The following is a 22228-nucleotide window of genomic DNA, read 5'->3' on the forward strand; positions in this document are numbered from 1 at the left end:
TTAGACACCCGCCTTCTGGTTCAGGATTGCCTTCACCATTGCCGGCGGAGCAACCTCGTCGAGGGGCAGGCCGCGGCGTGCTGCCACTGCTGCCGGCTCTTCGAGGCGCTTCAGGGCATCAACGGTCGCGTGAACGATGTTGATGGCGTTCGAGGAACCGAGCGACTTGGAGAGGATGTCGTGGATGCCCACGCACTCCAGTACTGCACGGACCGGGCCACCGGCGATAACACCGGTACCGGCGGAAGCCGGACGCAGCATTACGACGCCGGCAGCAGCCTCACCCTGAACGCGGTGCGGGATGGTGCTGCCAATGCGGGGAACGCGGAAGAAGGACTTCTTGGCCTCTTCAACGCCCTTCGCGATTGCGGCGGGAACTTCCTTAGCCTTGCCGTAGCCAACGCCGACCATGCCGTTACCGTCACCAACGACGACCAGGGCGGTGAAGCTGAAGCGACGACCACCCTTGACCACCTTGGAAACGCGGTTGATGGTGACAACGCGTTCTACGAACTGGCTCTTCTCGGCTTCACGGCCGCCATCGCGGCCGCCACGGCCACCACGGCCGCCGTCGCGGCCGCCCTGGCCACGGTCGCCACGCTCGCCACGACGAGCGCCACCACGGCGGTCATCGGCGGCAGTTGCGGGCGCAGTGGTCTCAGTGGCCGGAGCAGCTACGGCTTCAGTCGCCTTCTGATCTGCAGACACAGTGTCCTTTTCCTTGTTTGCTTCCGTCACAGTGACAGCCCACCTTCACGTGCGCCGTCAGCGACAGCAGCAATCCGGCCGTGGTACTTGTTACCACCGCGGTCGAAGACAACTGCTTCGATACCGGCAGCCTTCGCACGCTCGGCAACGAGCTCGCCAACGCGCTTGGCTTTGGCGGTCTTGTCGCCTTCGAATGCACGAAGATCGGCTTCCAGTGTGGAGGCGCTCGCTACGGTAAGGCCCTTGGTGTCATCGACAACCTGGACGAATACGTGGCGTGCGGAACGGTTGACGACCAGACGAGGACGTTCAGCCGTACCGGAGATGCGCTTGCGGATACGAAGCTGGCGGCGGCTGCGCGAAGCAGACTTGCTCTTGTTCGTACGCTTCTTGTTAATTGAGATGGCCATGGTTACTTACCAGCCTTTCCGACCTTGCGGCGGATGACTTCGCCTGCGTAGCGAATGCCCTTGCCCTTATAGGGGTCCGGCTTCCGAAGCTTGCGAATGTTGGCAGCAACCTCGCCGACCTGCTGCTTGTTGATACCTGAAACAGAGAGCTTGGTCGGGGTCTCAACTGCAAAGGTGATGCCGTCCGGTGCGGAGACATTTACCGGGTGGCTGTAGCCGAGAGCGAACTCAAGGTCAGATCCCTTGGCCTGAACGCGGTAACCAGTACCAACGATTTCAAGCTTCTTCTCGTAGCCCCTGGTAACGCCCTCGATCATGTTGGAGATCAGGGTGCGGGTCAGGCCGTGGAGTGAACGGGAGGCGCGCTCGTCGTTCGGGCGGGCGACGGTCAGGGTGTCTGCTTCCAGGGAAACCTCGATCGGGCTGGCCACAGTGTGGTTCAGCTCGCCTTTGGAACCCTTGACGCTGACGACAGAGCCGTCAACCTTGACCTCAACGCCGGCGGGAACGGTGATGGGGAGACGTCCAATACGTGACATTATTCTCTTCCTTTCCCGTTACCAGACGTAGGCGAGGACTTCGCCGCCCACGCCCTTCTTGCCGGCTTGCTTATCAGTCAAGAGGCCGGAAGAGGTGGACAGGATTGCGACACCCAGGCCACCGAGCACGTGCGGGAGGTTGGTGGACTTTGCGTAAACACGCAGGCCCGGCTTGGAAATACGACGAACGCCAGCGATTGAACGCTCGCGGTTCGGTCCGAACTTGAGGTCGAGGGTCAGCTTCTTGCCAACCTCAGCGTCTTCTTCTTTCCAGGAGGCGATGTAACCTTCGGCCTTCAGGATGTCGGCGACGCGTGCCTTGAGCTTGCTGTACGGCATGGACACGGAATCGTGGTATGCCGAGTTTGCATTGCGCAGACGCGTAAGCATGTCTGCGACAGGATCTGTCATTGTCATGGTGGGCTCTTGCCCTTCCTCATAACGGTTTCCTCGGTCCGGTCCCTGCAGAAATCTGCACGGGCTGCACCGAAGGACCTGTTACGTAGCTAGATTAGTCTTCGGCCTTGAACGGGAAACCAAGCGCCTTCAGCAGCGCACGGCCTTCGTCATCGGTCTTGGCAGTGGTAACAACCGTGATGTCCATGCCGCGGGTGCGGTCGATGGAATCCTGATCGATTTCGTGGAACATAACCTGCTCGGTCAGACCGAAGGTGTAGTTGCCGTTGCCGTCGAACTGCTTGCCACTGAGGCCGCGGAAGTCGCGGATACGGGGCAGAGCCAGCGTGACCAGACGATCCAGGAATTCCCACATGCGGTCCCCACGCAGAGTTGCGTGTGCGCCGATGGGCATGCCTTCGCGCAGCTTGAACTGTGCGATCGACTTGCGGGCCTTGGTTACCTGCGGCTTCTGGCCGGTGATCAGGGTCAGATCGCGGACAGCGCCGTCGATCAGCTTGGAGTCCTTGGCGGCATCTCCAACACCCATGTTCACAACGACCTTCACCAGACGGGGAACCTGGTTGACGTTGCTGTAGCTGAATTCCTCAATGAGCGTGCTCTTGATGGAATCGGCGTACTTGGTCTTCAGACGAGGAACGATCTTCGTTGCCGGAGTCTCGAGAGTCTCAGTCATTAGATGTCCTTCCCGGAGCTCTTGGCCACGCGGATACGCACTTCGCGCTTCACGCCATCGCGCTCAACGGTCTCGGTGCGGAAACCGACGCGGGTGGGCTTCTTGGTGGACGGGTCAACCAGAGCCACGTTGGAGATGTGGACCGAAGCTTCTACGACCTCGATGCCACCGGTCTTGGTGCCGCGCTGCGACTGACCGACCTTGGTGTGCTTGGTTACGCGGTTAATGCCTTCAACCAACACGCGGTTGGTCTCCGGGAATACGCGCAGAACCTTGCCCTGCTTGCCACGGTCGCCGCCGCGCTCAGCCTTGGCGCCAGTGATGACCTGAACGAGGTCACCCTTTTTGATCTTAGCCATGGACTAGAGCACCTCCGGAGCCAGAGAAACGATCTTCATGAACTTCTTGTCGCGAAGTTCACGACCAACCGGTCCGAAGATACGGGTACCGCGGGGGTCACCGTCCGCCTTCAGGATCACGGCTGCGTTCTCGTCAAACTTGATGTAGGAACCATCCGCACGGCGGCGTTCCTTCTTGGTACGGACGATGACTGCCTTAACAACATCGCCCTTCTTTACGTTGCCGCCCGGAATTGCGTCCTTGACGGTAGCGACGATAACGTCGCCAATGCCTGCGTAGCGACGGCCAGATCCACCGAGAACGCGAATGGTAAGGATTTCCTTAGCACCCGTGTTGTCGGCGACCTTGAGTCGCGACTCCTGCTGAATCACTATTTACTCCTTGCGTCGCGCCGGTTCTCAGACCGAAAATCTTCCTACGGAATGAGCCTTGCGGAACGGTTGATCGGGGTGTCTCTTGACCTGCCTGGATTTTGCCAGACCAGGCCTAAACTCCCGTGCCAAAAACATTTGCTTCCCAAGCGGTTTCAGACAGGTCCGAAGCGCTAGGGGGCACTATGCCGTGGCACGATTGTTTACGAGGTTGATGTCGGCGCACGAAAGGCGCCATACAAACTCAATATCTTAGCATGTTTCCTGCCGATGCCCATATCACCGGCCGGCGCTCCCCCGCAAGACGGACGACGGCGGCACGCACGGCACGCTTTTGGCCACCACGGGTGCCGCTTCACCGAAAACCGGCCCACCGCCGTCGGACGCGGCCCAAAAGCCTGCCTGGTGTGACGCGGGCACCGTGGCAGGCCCATCCCGGAACGCGGAAAACCCCCGCTCCCAAAGGGAACGAGGGTTTCCGGTGCAGTTACTGCAAGCAGGCTGCGGGTGTTACTTGGCCTTTTCGAGGATCTCGACCAGGCGCCACCGCTTAGTAGCGGACAGCGGGCGGGTCTCGGCGAGGAGTACGAGGTCGCCGATGCCGGCGCTGTTCTCTTCGTCGTGAGCCTTGATCTTGGTGTTGCGGCGGATGACCTTGCCGTAGAGGGCGTGCTTCACGCGGTCTTCAACCTGGACAACGATGGTCTTTTCCATCTTGTCCGAGACCACGTAGCCGCGCTTCGTCTTACGGTCACCGCGCTCGGCAGCGGTAGCTGCCGCGGAAACAGTTTCCGTCACGTTCTCGTCCTTTTCAGTCACTTGGCATCCTCCTCGGCGTCAACCGTTTCAGCCTTTTCGGCCTTCTTGGTTGCAGCCTTCTTGGACTTCTTCTCTTCCTTGGCTTCCACAACCGGAGCGGCAACCTCGGCACGAATGCCCAGCTCGCGCTCACGGAGAACGGTGTAGATGCGTGCGATGTCCTTCTTTACCGCGCGCAGACGACCGTGGTTCTCCAGCTGACCGGTGGCGGACTGGAAACGCAGGTTGAACAGCTCTTCCTTAGCCTTACGGAGTTCTTCAACGAGGCGCTCGTTGTCGAACGTGTCCAGCTGTGCGGATGCCAGTTCCTTGGATCCTACTGCCATTTCTATTCACCACCTTCGCGACGCAAAATGCGTGCCTTCAACGGGAGCTTGTGGATTGCCAGGCGCAGGGCCTCGCGAGCTACCGATTCTTCGACGCCGGAGATCTCAAAGAGAACCCGGCCCGGCTTGACGTTAGCGACCCACCACTCGGGTGAACCCTTACCGGAACCCATGCGGGTTTCGGCAGGCTTCTTCGTGATCGGACGGTCCGGGTAAATGTTGATCCAGACCTTGCCGCCACGCTTAATGTGGCGGGTCATCGCGATACGGGCAGACTCGATCTGACGGTTGGTGACGTATGCCGGGCTCAGGGCCTGGATGCCGTACTCACCGAAGGAGACCTTGGTACCGCCGGTAGCAGCGCCGGAACGACCCGGGTGGTGCTGCTTACGGTGCTTGACTCGACGTGGGATAAGCATTTAAGCCTGTCCTCCTTCTACTGCAGCAGGTGCAGCCTCAACTGCCGGAGCCTCGGCAGCCGGAGCTGCCTCTGCTGCCGGACGGTCGGTACGACGGCGGCGGTCACCACGGTCAGCGCCACCGGCGCCACCCGGGCGGCCCGGACGGTCGCTGGGGCCGCGGCCACGGGACGGAGCAGCAGCTGCCTGCTGAGCCAGTTCCTTGGCGGTGACGTCACCCTTGTAGATCCAGACCTTCACGCCGATGCGGCCGAAGGTGGTCTTGGCCTCGTAGAAGCCGTAGTCGATGTTCGCGCGGAGGGTGTGCAGGGGCACACGGCCTTCGCGGTAGAACTCCGAGCGGGACATTTCAGCGCCGCCCAGTCGACCCGAGCAAGCGATACGGATGCCCTTGGCACCTGCACGCTGTGCGGACTGCATGGCCTTCTTCATCGCGCGGCGGAACGCCACGCGGGAAGTCAGCTGCTCAGCAACGCCCTGGGCAACAAGCTGAGCTTCCATCTCGGGGTTCTTGACCTCGAGGATGTTCAGCTGAACCTGCTTGCCCGTGAGCTTCTCAAGCTCGCCGCGGATGCGGTCTGCTTCAGCGCCGCGGCGGCCGATGACGATGCCGGGACGTGCCGTGTGGATATCCACGCGGACACGATCGCGGGTGCGCTCGATCTCGACCTTGGCGATACCGGCGCGCTCCATGCCCGTGGACATGAGCTGGCGGATACGGATGTCTTCGCGAACGAAGTCCTTGTACCGCTGGCCGGCCTTGGTGCTGTCAGCAAACCAGTGCGATACGTGATCGGTGGTGATGCCGAGTCGGAACCCGTGCGGGTTAACTTTCTGTCCCACTTAGCGAGCCTCCTCTTTCTCCGGGGTAGCGACTACCACGGTGATGTGGCTCGTGCGCTTCTTGATCTGAAATGCACGACCCTGGGCGCGCGGCTGGAACCGCTTCATGGTCGGGCCTTCATCAACAAACGCTTCGCTGATGATGAGGTCACCTTCGTCAAACGCAACACCGTCGCGGTCCGCGAGGACCCGGGCGTTGGAGATTGCCGACTGAACTACCTTGAATACCGGCTCTGAAGCTGCCTGCGGGGCAAACTTCAGAATTGCCAGAGCCTCATTCGCTTGCTTACCACGAACAAGGTTGACGACGCGCCGGGCCTTCATAGGCGTTACGCGGATGTGACGCGCAATTGCCTTGGCTTCCATTGCTTTCCTTCTCTCGTCTTTGACGTAAGTGCAGGCGCCTAGCGGCGCTTGCCCTTACGGTCGTCCTTGACATGGCCGCGGAATGTCCGCGTGGGAGCGAATTCGCCGAGCTTGTGCCCGACCATCGACTCAGTGACAAACACCGGGATGTGCTTGCGTCCGTCGTGTACGGCGATCGTGTGCCCGAGCATGCCGGGGATGATCATCGAACGGCGAGACCAGGTCTTGATGACGTTCTTGGTGCCCTTTTCGTTTTCCCTGTCCACCTTCACAAAGAGGTGCTGGTCAACGAAAGGACCTTTTTTCAGGCTGCGTGGCATGTGTCCAGGCTCCTATCGCTTGTTCTTGCCAGTACGACGACGACGCACAATAAGCTTGTCGCTCTCTTTGTTCGGGCGGCGGGTGCGGCCCTCACGCTTACCGTTCGGGTTGACGGGGTGACGTCCACCGGACGTCTTACCCTCGCCACCACCGTGCGGGTGGTCAACCGGGTTCATGGCGACACCACGGACGGTCGGGCGAACGCCCTTCCACCGCATACGGCCGGCCTTGCCCCAGTTGATGTTCGACTGCTCGGCGTTACCGACCTCGCCGATGGTTGCGCGGCAGCGCACATCAACGTTGCGGATTTCGCCGGAAGGCAGACGAAGCTGGGCGAAGCGGCCTTCCTTGGCAACAAGCTGGATCGATGCGCCGGCGGAGCGGCCCATCTTGGCGCCGCCACCCGGACGCAGTTCAACTGCGTGGATTACGGTACCGACCGGGATGTTGAGCAGGGGCAGGTTGTTACCGGGCTTGATGTCAGCACCGGCACCTGCCTCAACGATGTCACCCTGGGACAGCTTGTTCGGGGCGATGATGTAACGCTTGGTGCCATCAACGTAGTGCAGGAGGGCGATGCGAGCCGTGCGGTTCGGATCGTACTCGATTTCGGCAACGCGGGCGTTGACGCCGTCTTTGTCGTGGCGACGGAAGTCGATCAGACGGTACTGGCGCTTGTGGCCACCACCCTTGTGACGGGTGGTGATCTTACCGGTGTTGTTACGGCCGCCCTTTTTGGGCAGCGGACGTACCAACGATTTTTCCGGCGTCGACCGCGTGATTTCGGTGAAGTCCGCTACGCTCGAGCCACGACGGCCCGGTGTAGTCGGCTTGTACTTACGGATTCCCATAGTTTATTTCCTCGTTAAAGTGGTCTCCGCTACGAGAGCGGACCGCCGAAGATGTCGATGGTGCCTTCTTTGAGGCTCACAATTGCACGCTTGGTGTTCTTGCGGGTACCCCATCCGAATTTGGTGCGCTTGCGCTTACCGGCACGGTTGATGGTGTTGATCGATTCGACCTTGACGGAGAAAATTTTCTCCACGGCCAGCTTGATCTCGGTCTTGTTCGAGCGGGGGTCCACCAGGAAGGTGTACTTGCCCTCATCGATCAGGCCGTAGCTTTTTTCCGATACGACGGGTGCAAGCACGACGTCGCGCGGGTCTTTGATGGTGGCTGCACTCACTTGGCATCCTCCTCGTTCTTTGCTACTGCCTTGTCAGCAACGAATGCTTCGTAGGCAGCCTTGGTGAAGACAACGTCGTCAGAGACGAGTACGTCATAGGTGTTCAGCTGGTCTGCGTACAGAACGTGAACACCGGCGAGGTTGCGCACGGAAAGTGCTGCAACATCGTTGGCGCGCTCGATGACAACCAGCAGGTTCTTGCGCTCGGAAACTCCGCGCAGCGTTGCAAGTGCGTTCTTGACGGACGGCTTGGTGCCCTCCACCAGTTCGGCAACAACGTGGATGCGTCCGTTGCGGGCCCGATCAGACAGTGCGCCGCGCAGTGCAGCAGCAATCATCTTCTTGGGGGTGCGCTGGCTGTAGTCACGCGGTGTGGGACCGTGGACAACGCCACCACCGGTCATGTGAGGAGCACGGATTGAACCCTGACGGGCGCGGCCGGTGCCCTTCTGCTTGAACGGCTTGCGACCTGCACCGGAAACCTCGGCGCGGGTCTTGGTCTTGTGGGTACCCTGGCGAGCAGCAGCGAGCTGGGCAACGACGACCTGGTGCAGCAGCGGCACGTTGGTCTGAACGTCGAAGATCTCTGCGGGCAGGTCAACCTTGACAGTGCTAGTCATTGAACTATGCTCCCTTCACGGCGGTGCGTACGAGTACGACCTGGCCGCGGGCGCCGGGGACGGCACCCTTGATCAGGAGCAGCGACTTCTCGACGTCAACTGCGTGAACCGTGAGGTTCAGCGTGGTGTGACGAACGGCGCCCATGCGGCCGGCCATTTTCATGCCCTTGAAGACGCGGCTCGGGGTGGATGCGCCACCGATTGAACCGGGCTTACGGTGGTTCTTGTGGGCACCGTGGGAAGCTCCAACGCCGTGGAAGCCGTGACGCTTCATAACACCGGCGAAGCCCTTACCCTTGGTGGTGCCGATGACGTCGATCTTCTGGCCGGCTTCGAAGACCTCTACTGAGAGCTCCTGGCCAAGCTCGTACTCTGCAGCATCTGCGGTACGGAGTTCGACGACGTGGCGGCGAGGCGTGACGCCTGCCTTTTCAAAGTGACCAGCCAGCGGCTTGGTGACCTTGCGGGGATCGATCTGGCCGTAGCCAATCTGTACAGCGACGTAGCCATCAGTGTCTGCGTTGCGCAGCTGGGTGATGACGTTCGAATCTGCCTGGACCACAGTGACGGGGATGAGCTTGTTGTTCTCGTCCCAGACCTGGGTCATGCCGAGCTTCGTGCCCAGCAGGCCCTTTACGTTACGGGTTGCGGTCATAGTCTCTCAGCACCTCCCTACAGCTTGATTTCGATGTTCACGTCGGCCGGCAGGTCGAGGCGCATAAGCGAGTCAACAGCCTTCGGCGTGGGATCGATGATGTCGATAAGACGCTTGTGCGTGCGCATTTCAAAGTGCTCGCGGCTGTCCTTGTACTTGTGCGGAGAGCGGATTACGCAGTAGATGTTCTTCTCCGTAGGCAGCGGCACAGGGCCAACTACCGTTGCGCCTGCACGCGTGACCGTCTCAACGATCTTCCGGGCTGAAACGTCAATGACCTCGTGGTCGTATGACTTCAGCCGGATGCGGATTTTTTGTCCCGCCATGTCGCCTGACTCTCTTTCAGTTAGTGCTGCTCTGAGTAGGGCTGCTCTGTTCACTTTGGTGTTGCATGTGGCTGCCGAAGCATTTGAAGTCTGAACTACCACCCGCCGCACAAGCTGAATCCGGATATATCCGGGTTCCTCAACCTGCCGACGTAACCCGACCCCCGCGGTCGGGCGTGTCGCGCTTAGCACGCATACAAATCCGCAGTTCCATGGGAGTGGGTTATGTTTGGGCTTCCACTTGGACCCTGACACCCGGCATTATCCGGATCGGGACACGAAGAAGCGCTTGAACAACTCATCTAGTATGCCGGAAATTGTGCCAAGAAGCGAATCTGCAGGCCACGGCTTCCCTGCCCGGCGTGGCCGGTTTGCCGGCGGGCAACCACCGGCCGTCATTGCCTTCCCCAACATCCGAATGGATGATGGGTTAATGACCGTCGAACAGGACGTTTCCATCCAGGATCTTGCCGACCGAGTGCCGCCTTCCTTCACCTTAGGAGTGGCAGCTGCCGCCTTCCAAATCGAAGGCGCGCTGTCCACTGACGGCAGGGGTCCTTCCGGCTGGGATGCCTTTGTGGAGAAGCCCGGAGCCATCTGGGACGGACACTCGCCGGCAATGGCCTGCGACCATTACAACCGCTCAGCCGAAGATGTGGCGCTCATGCGCGAACTCGGCGTGGATTCCTATCGGTTCTCCATCTCCTGGCCGCGGATCCAGCCGGATGGCCGCGGTGCATTCAACGAACAGGGACTGGACTTCTACGACCGCCTGATCGATCAACTTCTTGAGGCTGGCATCTCCCCCATGGCCACTCTCTACCACTGGGATACGCCGCTGCCACTGGAGCATGGCGGCGGCTGGATGAACAGGGCCACTGCCGAACGCTTTGCTGAGTACAGCGCGGCGGCTGGCCGTCGCTTCGGCGACCGGGTGGACCAGTGGGTCACGCTCAACGAGCCAGCCTCGGTAGTGCTGAACGGGTATGCCCTGGGCGTCCATGCTCCTGGCCATGGCCTGCTTTTCGACGCCTTTCCTGCGGTCCACAACCAACTGCTGGCCCACGGGCTGGCCGTCCAGGCGCTGCGGTCGGAAGGCGTGCGCGGTGGCATCGGCGTCAGCAACCTGCACTCCCCCGTCCGGCCGGCAACACGCAAGATCCGTGACAAGGCAGCGGCAGCGGTCTTCGACATCATGCTCAACCGGATCTATGCTGATCCGATCCTGCGGGGCCGGTACCCGGCTTCCCTGGTCTTCGCCAAGCCATGGATGCGTTCCTTTGGCAGAATTTCGGACGCCGACCTGCAGACCATCCACCAGCCTCTGGACTTCTACGGCGTGAACTATTACCAGCCAGTCAGAGTGGCTGCCGGCCGGGGTCCCCACGAAAACCTGGCCGTGCCGGCAGAAGCGATGGTCCGGATTCCGGCCCACCAGGTGCCGTTCCCCGAGTACGGGACAACGGGGTTCGGCTGGCCCGTGGCGCCGGATCATCTGGGCATCCTGCTCCGCGAACTCAAAGACCGTTATGGTGATGCTTTACCCCCGCTGTACATTACCGAAAGCGGCGCCAGCTTCCCCGAGCCTGAGCACGTCACCGGCCCCATCCAGGACCAGCAGCGGATCGACTACATCGCGGGACATCTGCGCCACGCAGTGGAGGCAACCGCACCCGGCGGCATCGCCGAAGACGTGGAACTCCGTGGCTACTACGTCTGGACGCTGATGGACAACTTTGAATGGGCCGCCGGCTACTCCCAGCGGTTTGGGCTGATCCACGTGGACTTCGAAACCCTGGAGCGCACGCCGAAGGAATCATTCTATTGGTACAAGGCGCTCAGCCAGGCCCGGAAACGGCTGGCAGACTGAAGCCCAAACCGCTGGCAGCCTGAGTCCCGGCTACTGGTTCTTGTTGGCCCGGTTGATGCGCTTGGCGCGGTCAATCTCGTTGCGGAAATGCTTCTTGGCCCAGAACACTCCGGCGACCACGGCAACCACGATGATCAGAAAAATTAGCCACTCCATAATGTATTCCCCTCTCCGCTGGCAACAATATCAGCGCCGGCCTGTGGGTTCCCTGTGGTCGCCGGACCGGGGGCTGGCTGCGGGATCAGCTCCGGCGGGCGGCCCCGTCTCCGGCCGCGTCCGCCGCCGCACCGGACGTGCCCCGGTTCAGGCGCCACACGGCAAAGACGATGAGCCACACGGCAACCATCGCCAGGAGCAGGAACGTGTAATGCCTCATTGCCCACAGCATGCAGGCTGCCACGCCCGCCGCACCCCACTAGACGAACAGCCGGTCACCCACGCCAAGGCCAGCCACCAGCACCACCGCGAGAAGCACCAGCACCCACAACTGCTGCGCACCGGTCCCACTGAACACCGCACCCAGGCCTCCAAACGACAGCAACCCGGCAGCAACTCCCACCAGGAACCGCCCGGCCTTCTGATGGCCGGAGAAGTACCGCCAGCCACCGAGGACCGTGGCCAGGACCACCTACCACTGAGCCACCCAGAACGGATCCTCCAGACCGGCAAACACACGGCCACTGAGCCGGTCCGGCCCGTCCAGGGCGAAGATCGCCGCCCGCTGGACCGCAGCAGTCAGCACCAGTGCGCCAACCTCCACCTTAATCCGGCGCGCCTTTGGCGTGGCCTCATGGTAGGCAATTCCGACGGCGGCGGCGAGGATGGCTGCTGCGGTCCAGGAGGTCGTATCATGCCGGATTCCGGCCAAGGCCACGAGCATCACGCCCAGGAAGGCGGCCCCGGCAAGCGACCAGCGCCGCACCGGTTCGGCCTGCAAAGGGGCGGTGCGAACAAGCCGGGCGCCGTAGAGTACGGCTGACGCCGAGCCCGCGCCGGCCAACCAGGGCAGGAAGCCGCCCCACGCACCGGCAGGGTCCGGAAACGTCTCCGCCGCCAGCGCCATGGCGCCGCGGAGTGCTGCCACTACTGCCGGTGGATACAGGAAGGGCTGGCCTTCGGTATCCGAAGCCGCAAAGAACACCACCGAAAGAACCAGAACCGCGGCACCCATCACCCAGCCTGCCGCCAATGGTGGCAGCCACAGCAGCCACGGCGGGAACCACATACGGATGCAGGACCATTAGCGGCCTGACAGAGACCGGCGGCAACCAGCCCGGCCGCCCCAGGGCACGGCACGTCAGAAGCACGGCCACACCGATCAGGGCGGCGAAATACCAGACCAGTGCTCCGCCGAGGATGGATACGCCGGAGAATGCCGTGGATGCGACCGGAACCATGGCGAGGCCAGTGCCGGTGAACGCCACCGCTGCGGGGCGGAGCCGCGGCACCCTGGCATGGAGCACAATGCCTGCCCCGTAGAACGACGCCGTAACCGTGCATACGCCCGTAAAACGCATCATGGGCGGAAGGCTTGTGCCGATGAATAGAGCAGCGGCAGCAACCAAGAGAAGGCTGGCTACATACAGGGTGATGTTGATGTTCTGGCGGTCCCGCTTTTCACGATGCGCCCGGCGCTCAGCCGGCGATTCCGGATATGCCTGGAAGGCAGCCGCCGGAGACTGCGGCGGCAACACCGGCGACGCCGGGACCGTGGCCGCGGGGCGTGGGGCGTGGAGGCGAAACTGGCGGAGATTGGATGGCCACGCGTGCTGGCAGCGCTTGCGGCTCTGCCGCAGGCAAGGGTGACACTTCAGCAACAGGTGATGCAGTCGTCAAAGGGACTGGGACTTCGGTGGCCCGCACTCGAGGGGGGTCGGGCACGCCACCGAGTGCCGCCATCGGACTTTCCCATGGCTCCGGGACTGCGGACGCAGAACCCAGCGACCCACTGGGCGCGGAATCCGGCCGCCCCTGAGCCTGCAGTTTGTCCATGGCATCATGCCACCCTTGGAGATGGCCTACGCGGTAGCCCGCTTCATAGGATTCGTCCCTCACGGTGATCCCGCTCCAGAGGCCAGGGCGGCCTGCACGATAAATCCAATGAATGGATTAACCGTAACAAACAACAGCCCCGCTGCGAAGATATGCAGCGGGGCTGTTGATGAGTATCAGAGGGCCGCCAAGCGGACTCTGATCCTAGATCAGCAAGAAGTTACTTGACGATCTTGGTAACGCGACCTGAACCAACGGTGCGGCCGCCTTCGCGGATAGCGAAGCCGAGGCCTTCTTCCATGGCGATGGGCTGGATGAGCGCAACGGTCATCTCAGTGTTGTCGCCGGGCATAACCATTTCCGTGCCTTCCGGCAGGGTGATAACGCCGGTTACGTCCGTGGTGCGGAAGTAGAACTGCGGGCGGTAGTTCGAGTAGAACGGGTTGTGACGTCCGCCTTCGTCCTTGGAGAGGATGTAGACGTTAGCCTCGAAGTCGGTGTGCGGGGTAATGGAACCCGGCTTGACGACAACCTGGCCACGCTCTACGTCATCACGCTTCAGACCGCGGAGCAGGAGGCCACAGTTCTCGCCGGCCCATGCTTCGTCGAGCTGCTTGTGGAACATCTCGATACCGGTAACCGTGGTCTTCTGGACCGGGCGGATGCCGACGATCTCAACCTCGGAGTTGATGGCGAGGGTTCCACGCTCGGCGCGGCCCGTAACAACGGTGCCACGGCCGGTGATGGTGAAGACATCTTCGATCGGCATCAGGAACGGCTTGTCACGGTCACGTACGGGGTCCGGAACGGACTCGTCAACGGCCGCCATGAGGTCCTCGACAGACTTGACCCAAACAGGGTCGCCTTCGAGGGCCTTCAGGCCGGAAACGCGAACAACGGGAGCGTCGTCGCCATCGAAGCCCTGAGCCGAAAGCAGCTCACGAACTTCCATTTCAACGAGGTCCAGCAGTTCCTCATCGTCAACCATGTCGGACTTGTTCAGCGCGACCAGCAGGTAGGGAACACCAACCTGGCGGGCGAGCAGAACGTGCTCGCGAGTCTGAGCCATCGGGCCGTCAGTGGCGGCAACCACGAGGATTGCACCATCCATCTGTGCGGCGCCGGTGATCATGTTCTTGATGTAGTCAGCGTGACCCGGAGCGTCTACGTGTGCGTAGTGGCGCTTCTCGGTCTGGTACTCAACGTGGGAAATGTTGATGGTAATGCCGCGCTGACGCTCTTCGGGAGCAGAGTCAATAGACGCGAAGTCGCGCTGCTCGTTGAGTGTCGGGTACTTGTCGTACAGCACCTTGGAAATCGCGGCCGTCAACGTCGTCTTACCGTGGTCAACGTGACCAATGGTGCCGATGTTAACGTGCGGCTTAGTCCGCTCGAACTTTGCCTTTGCCACAGGTTCCTCCTAGAACGTTTTCAAATGACTTACCCTTCGACCGCGCTTGTCGCGACGAAACTTCAGTAAGTCTACTTGGGGGGCTTTGGATTGATGAAATTGCAGATTCAGGAACTAATACTAGTCCCACGAGCCTGCCGGTACAGATGGCCGCCGGCCGGGCCGGAACCGGCCATCTGCACCAGGCGAATTTCCGGAACCGGAAACGCACCCGAGTTTGTTACTGCGAGCCGTGGAGACTACTCGCCGCGGTTCTTCTGGATGATCTCGTCGGCATATGCCTTCGGGACCTCGGCGTAGCTGTGGAACGTCATGGAGTACACAGCGCGGCCCTGGGTCTTCGAGCGCAGGTCACCGATGTAGCCGAACATGCCGGACAGCGGGACGTGCGCGCGGATTACCTTGACGCCCTGGGCATCTTCCATGGACTGCATCTGGCCACGACGGGAGTTGAGGTCACCGATAACTTCACCCATGTATTCCTCAGGGGTGCGGACCTCGACATCCATCAGCGGTTCAAGCAGGATGGGGTTCGCCTTGCGTGCGGCTTCCTTGAAAGCCATACGGCCGGCGATCTTGAACGCCATTTCCGAGGAGTCAACATCGTGGTACGCGCCGTCAATCAGCGTGGCCTTGATGCCGACAACCGGGTAGCCGGCGAGGACGCCGTCGTTCAGCGCATCCTGGATACCGGCGTCAACCGACGGGATGTATTCGCGCGGAATGCGTCCACCGGTGACCTTGTTCGAGAACTCGTACATCTCGCCCTCGGACGTGTCCAGCGGCTCGATCGCGATCTGGATCTTTGCGAACTGGCCGGAACCACCGGTCTGCTTCTTGTGCGTGTAGTCATGACGCTCTACAGCACGCTTGATGGTTTCGCGGTACGCAACCTGCGGCTTGCCGACATTAGCCTCAACCTTGAATTCGCGGCGCATGCGGTCCACCAGGATATCCAGGTGGAGCTCGCCCATGCCGGCGATGATGGTCTGGCCGGTGTCCTCGTTGAGGGAGACCTGGAAGGTCGGGTCCTCAGCGGAGAGCTTTTGGATAGCTGTGGACAGCTTCTCCTGGTCGCCCTTGGTGTTCGGCTCGATCGCAACGGAAATCACGGGCTCCGGGAAGCTCATGGATTCGAGGACGATCTGGTTGCTGGAATCACACAGGGTGTCACCCGTGGTGGTGTCCTTCAGGCCGATCGCTGCGTAGATGTGGCCAGCGGTAGCGCCGTCAACGGGCATTTCCTTGTTGGCGTGCATCTGGAACAGCTTGCCGATGCGCTCCTTCTTGCCCTTGGTGGAGTTGACCACCTGTGAGCCTGCTTCCACGTGACCGGAGTACACGCGGATGAAGGTGAGCTGGCCGAAGAACGGGTGCGCAGCAATCTTGAAGGCCAGAGCCGAGAACGGCTCCTCGGAGGAAGGCGCGCGGGTCAGTTCCTTCTCTTCGTCGCGAGGATCGTGGCCGATCATCGGCGGGACGTCGAGCGGGTTCGGCAGGTAGTCAACCACGGCGTCAAGCATCGGCTGAACGCCGCGGTTCTTGAACGCGGAGCCACAGAAGACCGGGTACAGCTCAGAGTTGATCGTCATCTTTCGGATGCCGGCCTTGAGCTCCTCGACGGAGAGTTCTTCACCCTCGAGGTACTTCTCCATGAGCTCTTCGGTGGCGTCAGCCACCGTCTCAACGAGGGCAGCCCGGTATTCCTTGGCCTTCTCCAGCAGATCCGCGGGGATCTCCTGGACCTCGTACTTGGCACCCATGGTGACGTCACCCTTGGAGTCGCCCGGCCAGACCAGCGCGCGCATTTCCAGGACGTCGACGACGCCGATGAAATCGTTCTCAGCACCGATCGGCAGCTGCATAACGAGCGGCTTGGCACCGAGGCGGCTGATGATGGTGTCGACGGTGAAATAGAAGTCAGCGCCGAGCTTGTCCATCTTGTTGACGAAGCAGATGCGCGGGACGTTGTACTTGTCAGCCTGGCGCCAGACGGTCTCCGACTGCGGCTCAACGCCTTCCTTGCCATCGAAGACGGCGACAGCGCCGTCGAGGACGCGCAGTGAGCGCTCAACCTCAACGGTGAAGTCAACGTGGCCGGGGGTGTCGATGATGTTGATCTGGTTGTTTTCCCAGAAGCAGGTCACGGCGGCAGACGTGATGGTGATGCCGCGTTCCTTTTCCTGTTCCATCCAGTCGGTGGTCGAAGCGCCGTCGTGCGTTTCGCCGATCTTGTGGTTCACACCCGTGTAAAACAGGATGCGCTCGGTGGTGGTGGTCTTGCCGGCATCAATGTGGGCCATGATGCCGATGTTGCGGACCTTACTAAGGTCGGTAAGCACGTCCTGTGCCACGGTGTGTCTCCCTTTCGGATGGACTACACGTTCGCCGCCGGCTCAGCTGAGCCGGCGGCGTCCGGGAAGTATTACCAGCGGTAGTGTGCGAAGGCCTTGTTGGACTCGGCCATCTTGTGGGTGTCTTCGCGACGCTTCACAGCGGCACCGAGACCGTTGGACGCATCCAGGATTTCATTCCGGAGGCGCTCGGTCATGGTCTTCTCACGGCGGGCCTTGGAGTAGCCCACCAGCCAGCGCAGCGCCAGGGCGGTTGCGCGGCCGGGCTTGACCTCAACCGGAACCTGGTAGGTTGCGCCACCAACGCGGCGGGACTTCACCTCGAGGCTCGGCTTGATGTTTTCCATGGCCTTCTTCAGGGCAGCAACCGGGTCTCCACCGGACTTTTCCTGTGCACCGGCGAGGGCACCGTAAACGATGCGCTCTGCGGTGGACTTCTTGCCGTCGACGAGGACCTTGTTGATCAGCTGGGTGACCAGCGGGGATCCGTAAACGGGATCAATGACTAGCGGCCGCTTCGGGGCCGGACCCTTGCGAGGCATATTACTTCTTCTCCATCTTTGCGCCGTAACGGCTGCGTGCCTGCTTACGGTTCTTCACACCCTGGGTATCGAGGGCGCCACGGACGATCTTGTAGCGGACACCGGGGAGGTCCTTAACACGACCACCGCGAACGAGCACAATGGAGTGCTCCTGCAGGTTGTGACCCACACCGGGGATGTAAGCGGTGACTTCGACGCCACCGTTGAGGCGCACACGTGCCACCTTGCGGAGAGCCGAGTTCGGCTTCTTGGGGGTGGTGGTGTAGACGCGGGTGCAAACACCGCGGCGCATCGGGCTGCCGTTAAGCGCGGGGGCCTTGGTCTTTTTGACCTTAGGCGTGCGGCCCTTGCGGACCAGCTGGTTAATCGTAGGCACTCTCGTGTTCTCCGTTGGTTTGATCTCTACCGGCACATTTGGGCGTCAGCCCTCACTGCGTCGGTTTTGGCGTTGTCCCTGCAGCCTTGGTGTCTCGAATCTTGCCTAGGCGTGCAAAAGGGTGGCATTCGTTGCGCACCTAGCCCGCAACCCGGAAACAAGCTCACACCCAGCATCATGAGAACAAAACCAAAATGATGCTGCGGCGGCCTTCATCCACTGCCACACAGAACAATTACTAAAAATTCTAGCACGGCTTGATCCCGCGCCTGAATCCGGTGTATAAACAGCAACGCGGGGTCACTCCCTGCCCAATCCGAGGTGCGGATCGGGCCGGAAGTGACCCCGCGTTGCTTTTAGGGACGCTTAGCGGAAATCGTTGCCGAGATCGTAGTCGTCCAGCGGGATGGCGTGGAACTCAGGAGCTCCGTCGCCGCCCAGGGAGTCGTACGAGAAGTCGCTGAATGCGCTGGGGCCGGTGAACAGGTTGGCCTTTGCTTCCTCAGTGGGCTCCACGGTGACCTCGGTGTAGCGCGGGAGACCCGTGCCGGCCGGGATCAGCTTACCGATGATGACGTTCTCCTTGAGGCCGAGCAGCGGATCGCTCTTGCCTTCCATGGCCGCCTGCGTCAGGACGCGGGTGGTCTCCTGGAAGGAAGCTGCGGACAGCCAGGACTCGGTAGCCAGGGACGCCTTGGTGATGCCCATGAGCTCAGGACGTCCGGAAGCCGGAGTCTTGCCCTCGGACACAACGCGGCGGTTGGCTTCCTCGAAGCGGCTGCGCTCGGCGAGCTCGCCGGGCAGCAGATCCGATTCGCCGGATTCGATGACCGTGACGCGGCGCAGCATCTGGCGGACGATAACCTCGACGTGCTTGTCGTGGATACCGATGCCCTGGCTGCGGTACACGCCCTGGACCTCGTCCACCAGGAACTTCTGCGCGGCACGGGGACCCATGATGCGCAGAACCTGCTTGGGATCCACCGGACCGTTGATGAGCTTCTGGCCTACCGTGACGTGCTCGCCATCCTCGATGAGGAGACGTGAACGGCGCAGTACCGGGTACGCGATCTCTTCAGATCCGTCATCCGGGGTGATGACCAGGCGCATCTGGCGCTCGGACTCTTCGATGGTGATGCGGCCGGCTGCTTCAGCAATCGGTGCGACACCCTTCGGAGTACGGGCTTCGAAGAGCTCCTGGATACGGGGCAGACCCTGGGTGATGTCGTCGCCACCGCTTGCGGAGACAGCACCACCGGTGTGGAACGTACGCATGGTCAGCTGCGTACCGGGCTCACCGATGGACTGCGCGGCGATGATGCCAACGGCCTCGCCGATGTCCACAGTCTTGCCGGTGGCCAGCGAGCGGCCGTAGCACAGGGCGCAGGTGCCGACGCTGGACTCACAGGTGAGTACAGAGCGGACCTTGACCTCGGTGATGCCGGCTGCAAACAATTCAGCAATGACGACGTCGCCGCAGTCGGTGCCGCCGGCTGCAAGGACGTTGCCTTTGGAGTCCACAACATCAACAGCCAGCGTACGGGCGTAGGCGCTGTTCTCCACGTTCTCGTCCAGGACGAGCTCACCGTTGGCGTCCGGCACCGCGATGGGCGTGACCAGTCCACGTTCGGTACCGCAATCCTCTTCGCGGACGATGACGTCCTGCGAAACGTCCACCAGACGACGGGTCAGGTAACCCGAGTTGGCGGTACGCAGCGCGGTATCGGCCAGGCCCTTACGGGCACCGTGCGTGGCGATGAAGTATTCCAGCACCGACAGGCCCTCACGGTAGGAGGACTTGATGGGACGCGGGATGATTTCACCCTTAGGGTTGGCCACCAGGCCACGGATACCCGCGATCTGACGGACCTGCATCCAGTTACCACGTGCACCGGAGGACACCATGCGGTTGATGGTGTTCATCGGGGACAGGTTGTCACGCATCGCCTGGGCGATCTCGTTCGTTGCCTTGTTCCAGATCTCGATCAGTTCCTGGCGACGCTCGTCGTCGTCGATCAGGCCCTTGTCGTACTGGCCCTGGATCTTGGCAGCCATGGTCTCGTAGCCGGCAAGGATCTGCGGCTTGTCCTTGGGTACCTCGATGTCCGAGATGGCCACGGTAACGCCGGACCGCGTGGCCCAGTAGAAACCGGCGTCCTTCAGGTTGTCCAGCGTTGCCGCTGTGACTACCTTCGGGTAACGCTCGGCGAGGTCGTTGACAATCGTGGACAGTTCGCCCTTGTCTGCAACGTTCTCAACCCAGGGGTAATCCTCGGGCAGCGTCTGGTTGAAGACGACCTGGCCCAGGGAGGTCTGGACGAGCACCGGCTGGCCGGGCTCCCAGCCTTCCGGAGCTTCCCAGCCTGCGTAGGGAACAAAGCCCTCAAGACGGATCTTGACCTGCGAGTTCAGGTGCAGTTCGCGGAGGTCGAAGGCCATGATGGCTTCGGCAACCGAGGAGAAGACGCGGCCTTCGCCAGCTGAACCGACACGCTTGGTGGTCAGGTGGTAGAGACCGATGATCATATCCTGCGAAGGCAGGGTGACCGGACGGCCGTCGGACGGCTTCAGGATGTTGTTCGAGGACAGCATCAGGATGCGTGCCTCGGCCTGGGCCTCCGGGCTCAGCGGCAGGTGGACTGCCATCTGGTCGCCGTCGAAGTCAGCGTTGAAGGCGCCACAAACCAGCGGGTGGAGCTGGATTGCCTTACCTTCAACAAGCTGCGGTTCGAACGCCTGGATGCCGAGGCGGTGCAGGGTAGGTGCACGGTTGAGCAGCACCGGGTGTTCGGTGATGATCTCTTCCAGCACGTCCCAGACCTGCGGACGGTAACGCTCAACCATGCGCTTGGCCGACTTGATGTTTTGGGCGTGGTTGAGGTCAACCAGGCGCTTCATCACGAACGGCTTGAAGAGCTCCAGTGCCATCTGCTTGGGCAGGCCACACTGGTGCAGCTTCAGCTGCGGGCCGACGACGATGACCGAACGGCCGGAGTAGTCGACGCGCTTGCCGAGGAGGTTCTGGCGGAAACGGCCCTGCTTGCCCTTGAGCATGTCGCTCAGGGACTTCAGCGGACGGTTGCCCGGTCCGGTGACCGGACGGCCGCGGCGGCCGTTGTCGAAGAGGCTGTCAACAGCTTCCTGAAGCATGCGCTTCTCGTTGTTGACGATGATCTCCGGCGCTCCCAGGTCAAGCAGGCGCTTGAGGCGGTTGTTGCGGTTGATCACACGGCGGTAGAGGTCGTTGAGGTCGGAGGTCGCAAAGCGGCCACCGTCCAGCTGGACCATCGGGCGCAGTTCCGGCGGGATCACCGGGACGGCGTCAAGAACCATGCCGAGAGGGCTGTTGTTGGTGGTCAGGAACGCGTTGACCACCTTCAGGCGCTTGAGGGCACGGGTCTTGCGCTGGCCCTTGCCGTTGGCGATGATGTCACGCAGCAGGTCCGACTCGGCCTGCATGTCGAAGTTCTCAAGACGCTTCTTGATGGCTTCGGCACCCATGGAGCCTTCGAAGTACATGCCGTAGCGGTCGCGCAGTTCGCGGTAGAGGCCTTCGTCACCTTCGAGGTCAGCGACCTTCAGGTTCTTGAAGCGGTCCCAGACCTGCTCGAGGCGCTCGATTTCGGCGTCGGCTCGCTTACGCACGTTCGCCATCTGGCGGTCGGCAGAGTCGCGGGCCTTCTTCTTGTCGGCAGCCTTGGCGCCTTCACCCTCGAGGCGGGCGATCTCGTTTTCGAGGTCGCGGGCGATCGTGGCGATGTCGGAGTCGCGGTTGTCGATCAGCTGCTTCTTCTCGATGTCGTGCTCAACCTGAAGGTTGGGCAGTTCCTCGTGGCGGCTGTCGGCGTCGACGCTCGTGATCATGTAGGCGGCGAAGTAGATGACCTTTTCGAGGTCCTTCGGTGCCAGGTCAAGGAGGTAGCCCAGGCGGGACGGAACACCCTTGAAGTACCAGATGTGCGTGACCGGGGCGGCCAGCTCGATGTGGCCCATGCGCTCACGGCGGACCTTTGCACGGGTGACTTCCACGCCACAACGCTCGCAGATGATGCCCTTGAAGCGCACGCGCTTGTACTTGCCGCAGTAGCATTCCCAGTCGCGGGACGGGCCGAAGATCTTCTCGCAGAAGAGGCCGTCCTTCTCGGGCTTGAGCGTGCGGTAGTTGATGGTTTCCGGCTTCTTAACCTCGCCGTAAGACCAGCCACGGATGTCATCCGCGGTGGCGAGGCCGATCTGCATGAGGCCGAAGGAGGATTCGCTGGACATATGGTCCCTGTTCTCTCTTGTTCTCTAAATTCTGAAGTCTTGGTTACGGGAAGAG

28 protein-coding genes are annotated in these 22228 nt (G+C 61.6%); 1 reads left to right on the plus strand and 27 read right to left on the minus strand.

The genetic code is table 11. The features are described 5' to 3' along the window. The 18 genes from rpsE to rpsJ all read right to left on the minus strand — a co-directional run bounded on the left by rpsE (window position 1) and on the right by rpsJ (window position 9362). Window positions 1-738: a 30S ribosomal protein S5 gene (rpsE, locus tag ABIB27_RS04370; RefSeq protein WP_354215540.1), complete on the minus strand. Its 738-nt coding sequence runs from the start codon at window positions 736-738 to the stop codon at window positions 1-3. Beyond that, window positions 735-1118 carry a 50S ribosomal protein L18 gene (gene rplR, locus ABIB27_RS04375; RefSeq protein WP_354215541.1) on the minus strand — a complete coding sequence of 128 codons (384 nt, stop codon included), beginning with the start codon at window positions 1116-1118 and terminating at the stop codon, window positions 735-737. The genes rpsE and rplR overlap by 4 nt, the downstream gene beginning before the upstream one ends. A gap of 2 nt (window positions 1119-1120) precedes the next feature. Further along, window positions 1121-1657, minus strand: coding sequence for a 50S ribosomal protein L6 (gene rplF, locus ABIB27_RS04380; protein WP_354253565.1), 537 nt, complete (start codon window positions 1655-1657; stop codon window positions 1121-1123). A gap of 18 nt (window positions 1658-1675) precedes the next feature. Continuing rightward, the gene (gene rpsH / locus ABIB27_RS04385; RefSeq protein ID WP_056344363.1) at window positions 1676-2074 is read right to left on the minus strand and encodes a 30S ribosomal protein S8; all 399 of its coding nucleotides are present in this window, start codon (window positions 2072-2074) and stop codon (window positions 1676-1678) included. A 94-nt stretch (window positions 2075-2168) separates the two neighbouring features. Further along, the gene (gene rplE, locus ABIB27_RS04390; RefSeq protein WP_354215542.1) at window positions 2169-2750 is read right to left on the minus strand and encodes a 50S ribosomal protein L5; all 582 of its coding nucleotides are present in this window, start codon (window positions 2748-2750) and stop codon (window positions 2169-2171) included. Next, window positions 2750-3109, minus strand: a complete 360-nt coding sequence (gene rplX, locus ABIB27_RS04395; protein WP_354215543.1) for a 50S ribosomal protein L24 — start codon at window positions 3107-3109, stop codon at window positions 2750-2752. Before rplX ends, rplE begins: the two co-directional genes overlap by 1 nt. Before the next feature lie 3 nt (window positions 3110-3112). Continuing rightward, window positions 3113-3481 (minus strand): 50S ribosomal protein L14, encoded by a 369-nt coding sequence (gene rplN / locus ABIB27_RS04400; RefSeq protein WP_024366126.1) that lies wholly within the window; start codon window positions 3479-3481, stop codon window positions 3113-3115. Window positions 3482-3991: 510 nt separating this feature from the next. After that, window positions 3992-4300 (minus strand): 30S ribosomal protein S17, encoded by a 309-nt coding sequence (gene rpsQ, locus ABIB27_RS04405; RefSeq protein ID WP_190987320.1) that lies wholly within the window; start codon window positions 4298-4300, stop codon window positions 3992-3994. Continuing rightward, window positions 4297-4626 carry a 50S ribosomal protein L29 gene (gene rpmC, locus ABIB27_RS04410; RefSeq protein WP_354215544.1) on the minus strand — a complete coding sequence of 110 codons (330 nt, stop codon included), beginning with the start codon at window positions 4624-4626 and terminating at the stop codon, window positions 4297-4299. Before rpmC ends, rpsQ begins: the two co-directional genes overlap by 4 nt. A gap of 2 nt (window positions 4627-4628) precedes the next feature. Then, window positions 4629-5045, minus strand: a complete 417-nt coding sequence (gene rplP / locus ABIB27_RS04415) for a 50S ribosomal protein L16 (protein WP_190987321.1) — start codon at window positions 5043-5045, stop codon at window positions 4629-4631. Beyond that, complete coding sequence (gene rpsC / locus ABIB27_RS04420) at window positions 5046-5888, minus strand: 30S ribosomal protein S3 (RefSeq protein WP_354215545.1); 843 nt, start codon at window positions 5886-5888, stop codon at window positions 5046-5048. After that, entirely contained in the window at window positions 5889-6254 is a 366-nt protein-coding gene (gene rplV / locus ABIB27_RS04425; RefSeq protein ID WP_003803798.1) for a 50S ribosomal protein L22, read from the minus strand. A 38-nt stretch (window positions 6255-6292) separates the two neighbouring features. Continuing rightward, complete coding sequence (gene rpsS, locus ABIB27_RS04430; RefSeq protein WP_354215546.1) at window positions 6293-6574, minus strand: 30S ribosomal protein S19; 282 nt, start codon at window positions 6572-6574, stop codon at window positions 6293-6295. A gap of 12 nt (window positions 6575-6586) precedes the next feature. Continuing rightward, on the minus strand, window positions 6587-7426 hold the full coding sequence (gene rplB, locus ABIB27_RS04435) for a 50S ribosomal protein L2 (protein WP_354215547.1): 840 nt from the start codon (window positions 7424-7426) through the stop codon (window positions 6587-6589). 29 nt (window positions 7427-7455) lie between these two features. After that, on the minus strand, window positions 7456-7761 hold the full coding sequence (gene rplW, locus ABIB27_RS04440; protein ID WP_018773664.1) for a 50S ribosomal protein L23: 306 nt from the start codon (window positions 7759-7761) through the stop codon (window positions 7456-7458). Then, window positions 7758-8381 (minus strand): 50S ribosomal protein L4, encoded by a 624-nt coding sequence (gene rplD / locus ABIB27_RS04445; protein ID WP_108599009.1) that lies wholly within the window; start codon window positions 8379-8381, stop codon window positions 7758-7760. Before rplD ends, rplW begins: the two co-directional genes overlap by 4 nt. A gap of 4 nt (window positions 8382-8385) precedes the next feature. After that, window positions 8386-9036: a 50S ribosomal protein L3 gene (rplC, locus tag ABIB27_RS04450; protein ID WP_354215548.1), complete on the minus strand. Its 651-nt coding sequence runs from the start codon at window positions 9034-9036 to the stop codon at window positions 8386-8388. Window positions 9037-9053: 17 nt separating this feature from the next. Next, on the minus strand, window positions 9054-9362 hold the full coding sequence (rpsJ, locus tag ABIB27_RS04455; RefSeq protein ID WP_038464699.1) for a 30S ribosomal protein S10: 309 nt from the start codon (window positions 9360-9362) through the stop codon (window positions 9054-9056). A 433-nt stretch (window positions 9363-9795) separates the two neighbouring features. Here rpsJ and ABIB27_RS04460 point away from each other — a divergent pair, with 433 nt between their 5' ends. Further along, window positions 9796-11232: a GH1 family beta-glucosidase gene (locus ABIB27_RS04460; RefSeq protein ID WP_354253566.1), complete on the plus strand. Its 1437-nt coding sequence runs from the start codon at window positions 9796-9798 to the stop codon at window positions 11230-11232. A 30-nt stretch (window positions 11233-11262) separates the two neighbouring features. Here ABIB27_RS04460 and ABIB27_RS04465 read toward each other — a convergent pair whose 3' ends face one another. The 9 genes from ABIB27_RS04465 to ABIB27_RS04505 form a co-directional block, all read right to left on the minus strand. Continuing rightward, the gene (locus tag ABIB27_RS04465; RefSeq protein WP_354253567.1) at window positions 11263-11388 is read right to left on the minus strand and encodes a hypothetical protein; all 126 of its coding nucleotides are present in this window, start codon (window positions 11386-11388) and stop codon (window positions 11263-11265) included. A gap of 85 nt (window positions 11389-11473) precedes the next feature. After that, window positions 11474-11608: a hypothetical protein gene (locus tag ABIB27_RS04470; protein WP_354253568.1), complete on the minus strand. Its 135-nt coding sequence runs from the start codon at window positions 11606-11608 to the stop codon at window positions 11474-11476. A gap of 39 nt (window positions 11609-11647) precedes the next feature. Continuing rightward, complete coding sequence (locus ABIB27_RS04475) at window positions 11648-11860, minus strand: hypothetical protein (RefSeq protein ID WP_354253569.1); 213 nt, start codon at window positions 11858-11860, stop codon at window positions 11648-11650. Next, window positions 11861-12457 carry a hypothetical protein gene (locus tag ABIB27_RS04480; protein ID WP_354253570.1) on the minus strand — a complete coding sequence of 199 codons (597 nt, stop codon included), beginning with the start codon at window positions 12455-12457 and terminating at the stop codon, window positions 11861-11863. 987 nt (window positions 12458-13444) lie between these two features. Next, window positions 13445-14635: an elongation factor Tu gene (gene tuf, locus ABIB27_RS04485; protein ID WP_354215551.1), complete on the minus strand. Its 1191-nt coding sequence runs from the start codon at window positions 14633-14635 to the stop codon at window positions 13445-13447. Window positions 14636-14874: 239 nt separating this feature from the next. Next, window positions 14875-16989 (minus strand): elongation factor G, encoded by a 2115-nt coding sequence (gene fusA / locus ABIB27_RS04490; RefSeq protein WP_354215552.1) that lies wholly within the window; start codon window positions 16987-16989, stop codon window positions 14875-14877. A 71-nt stretch (window positions 16990-17060) separates the two neighbouring features. After that, complete coding sequence (gene rpsG, locus ABIB27_RS04495) at window positions 17061-17531, minus strand: 30S ribosomal protein S7 (protein ID WP_214960735.1); 471 nt, start codon at window positions 17529-17531, stop codon at window positions 17061-17063. A 1-nt stretch (window position 17532) separates the two neighbouring features. Next, a complete protein-coding gene (gene rpsL, locus ABIB27_RS04500) occupies window positions 17533-17907 on the minus strand; it encodes a 30S ribosomal protein S12 (RefSeq protein ID WP_011692814.1) in 375 nt (124 codons plus the stop codon). 366 nt (window positions 17908-18273) lie between these two features. After that, window positions 18274-22173: a DNA-directed RNA polymerase subunit beta' gene (locus ABIB27_RS04505; RefSeq protein ID WP_354215553.1), complete on the minus strand. Its 3900-nt coding sequence runs from the start codon at window positions 22171-22173 to the stop codon at window positions 18274-18276. Window positions 22174-22228 lie beyond the last annotated feature (55 nt).

It is taken from the genome of Arthrobacter sp. UYEF21, from assembly GCF_040546085.1.
Classification (GTDB): Bacteria; Actinomycetota; Actinomycetes; order Actinomycetales; family Micrococcaceae; genus Arthrobacter.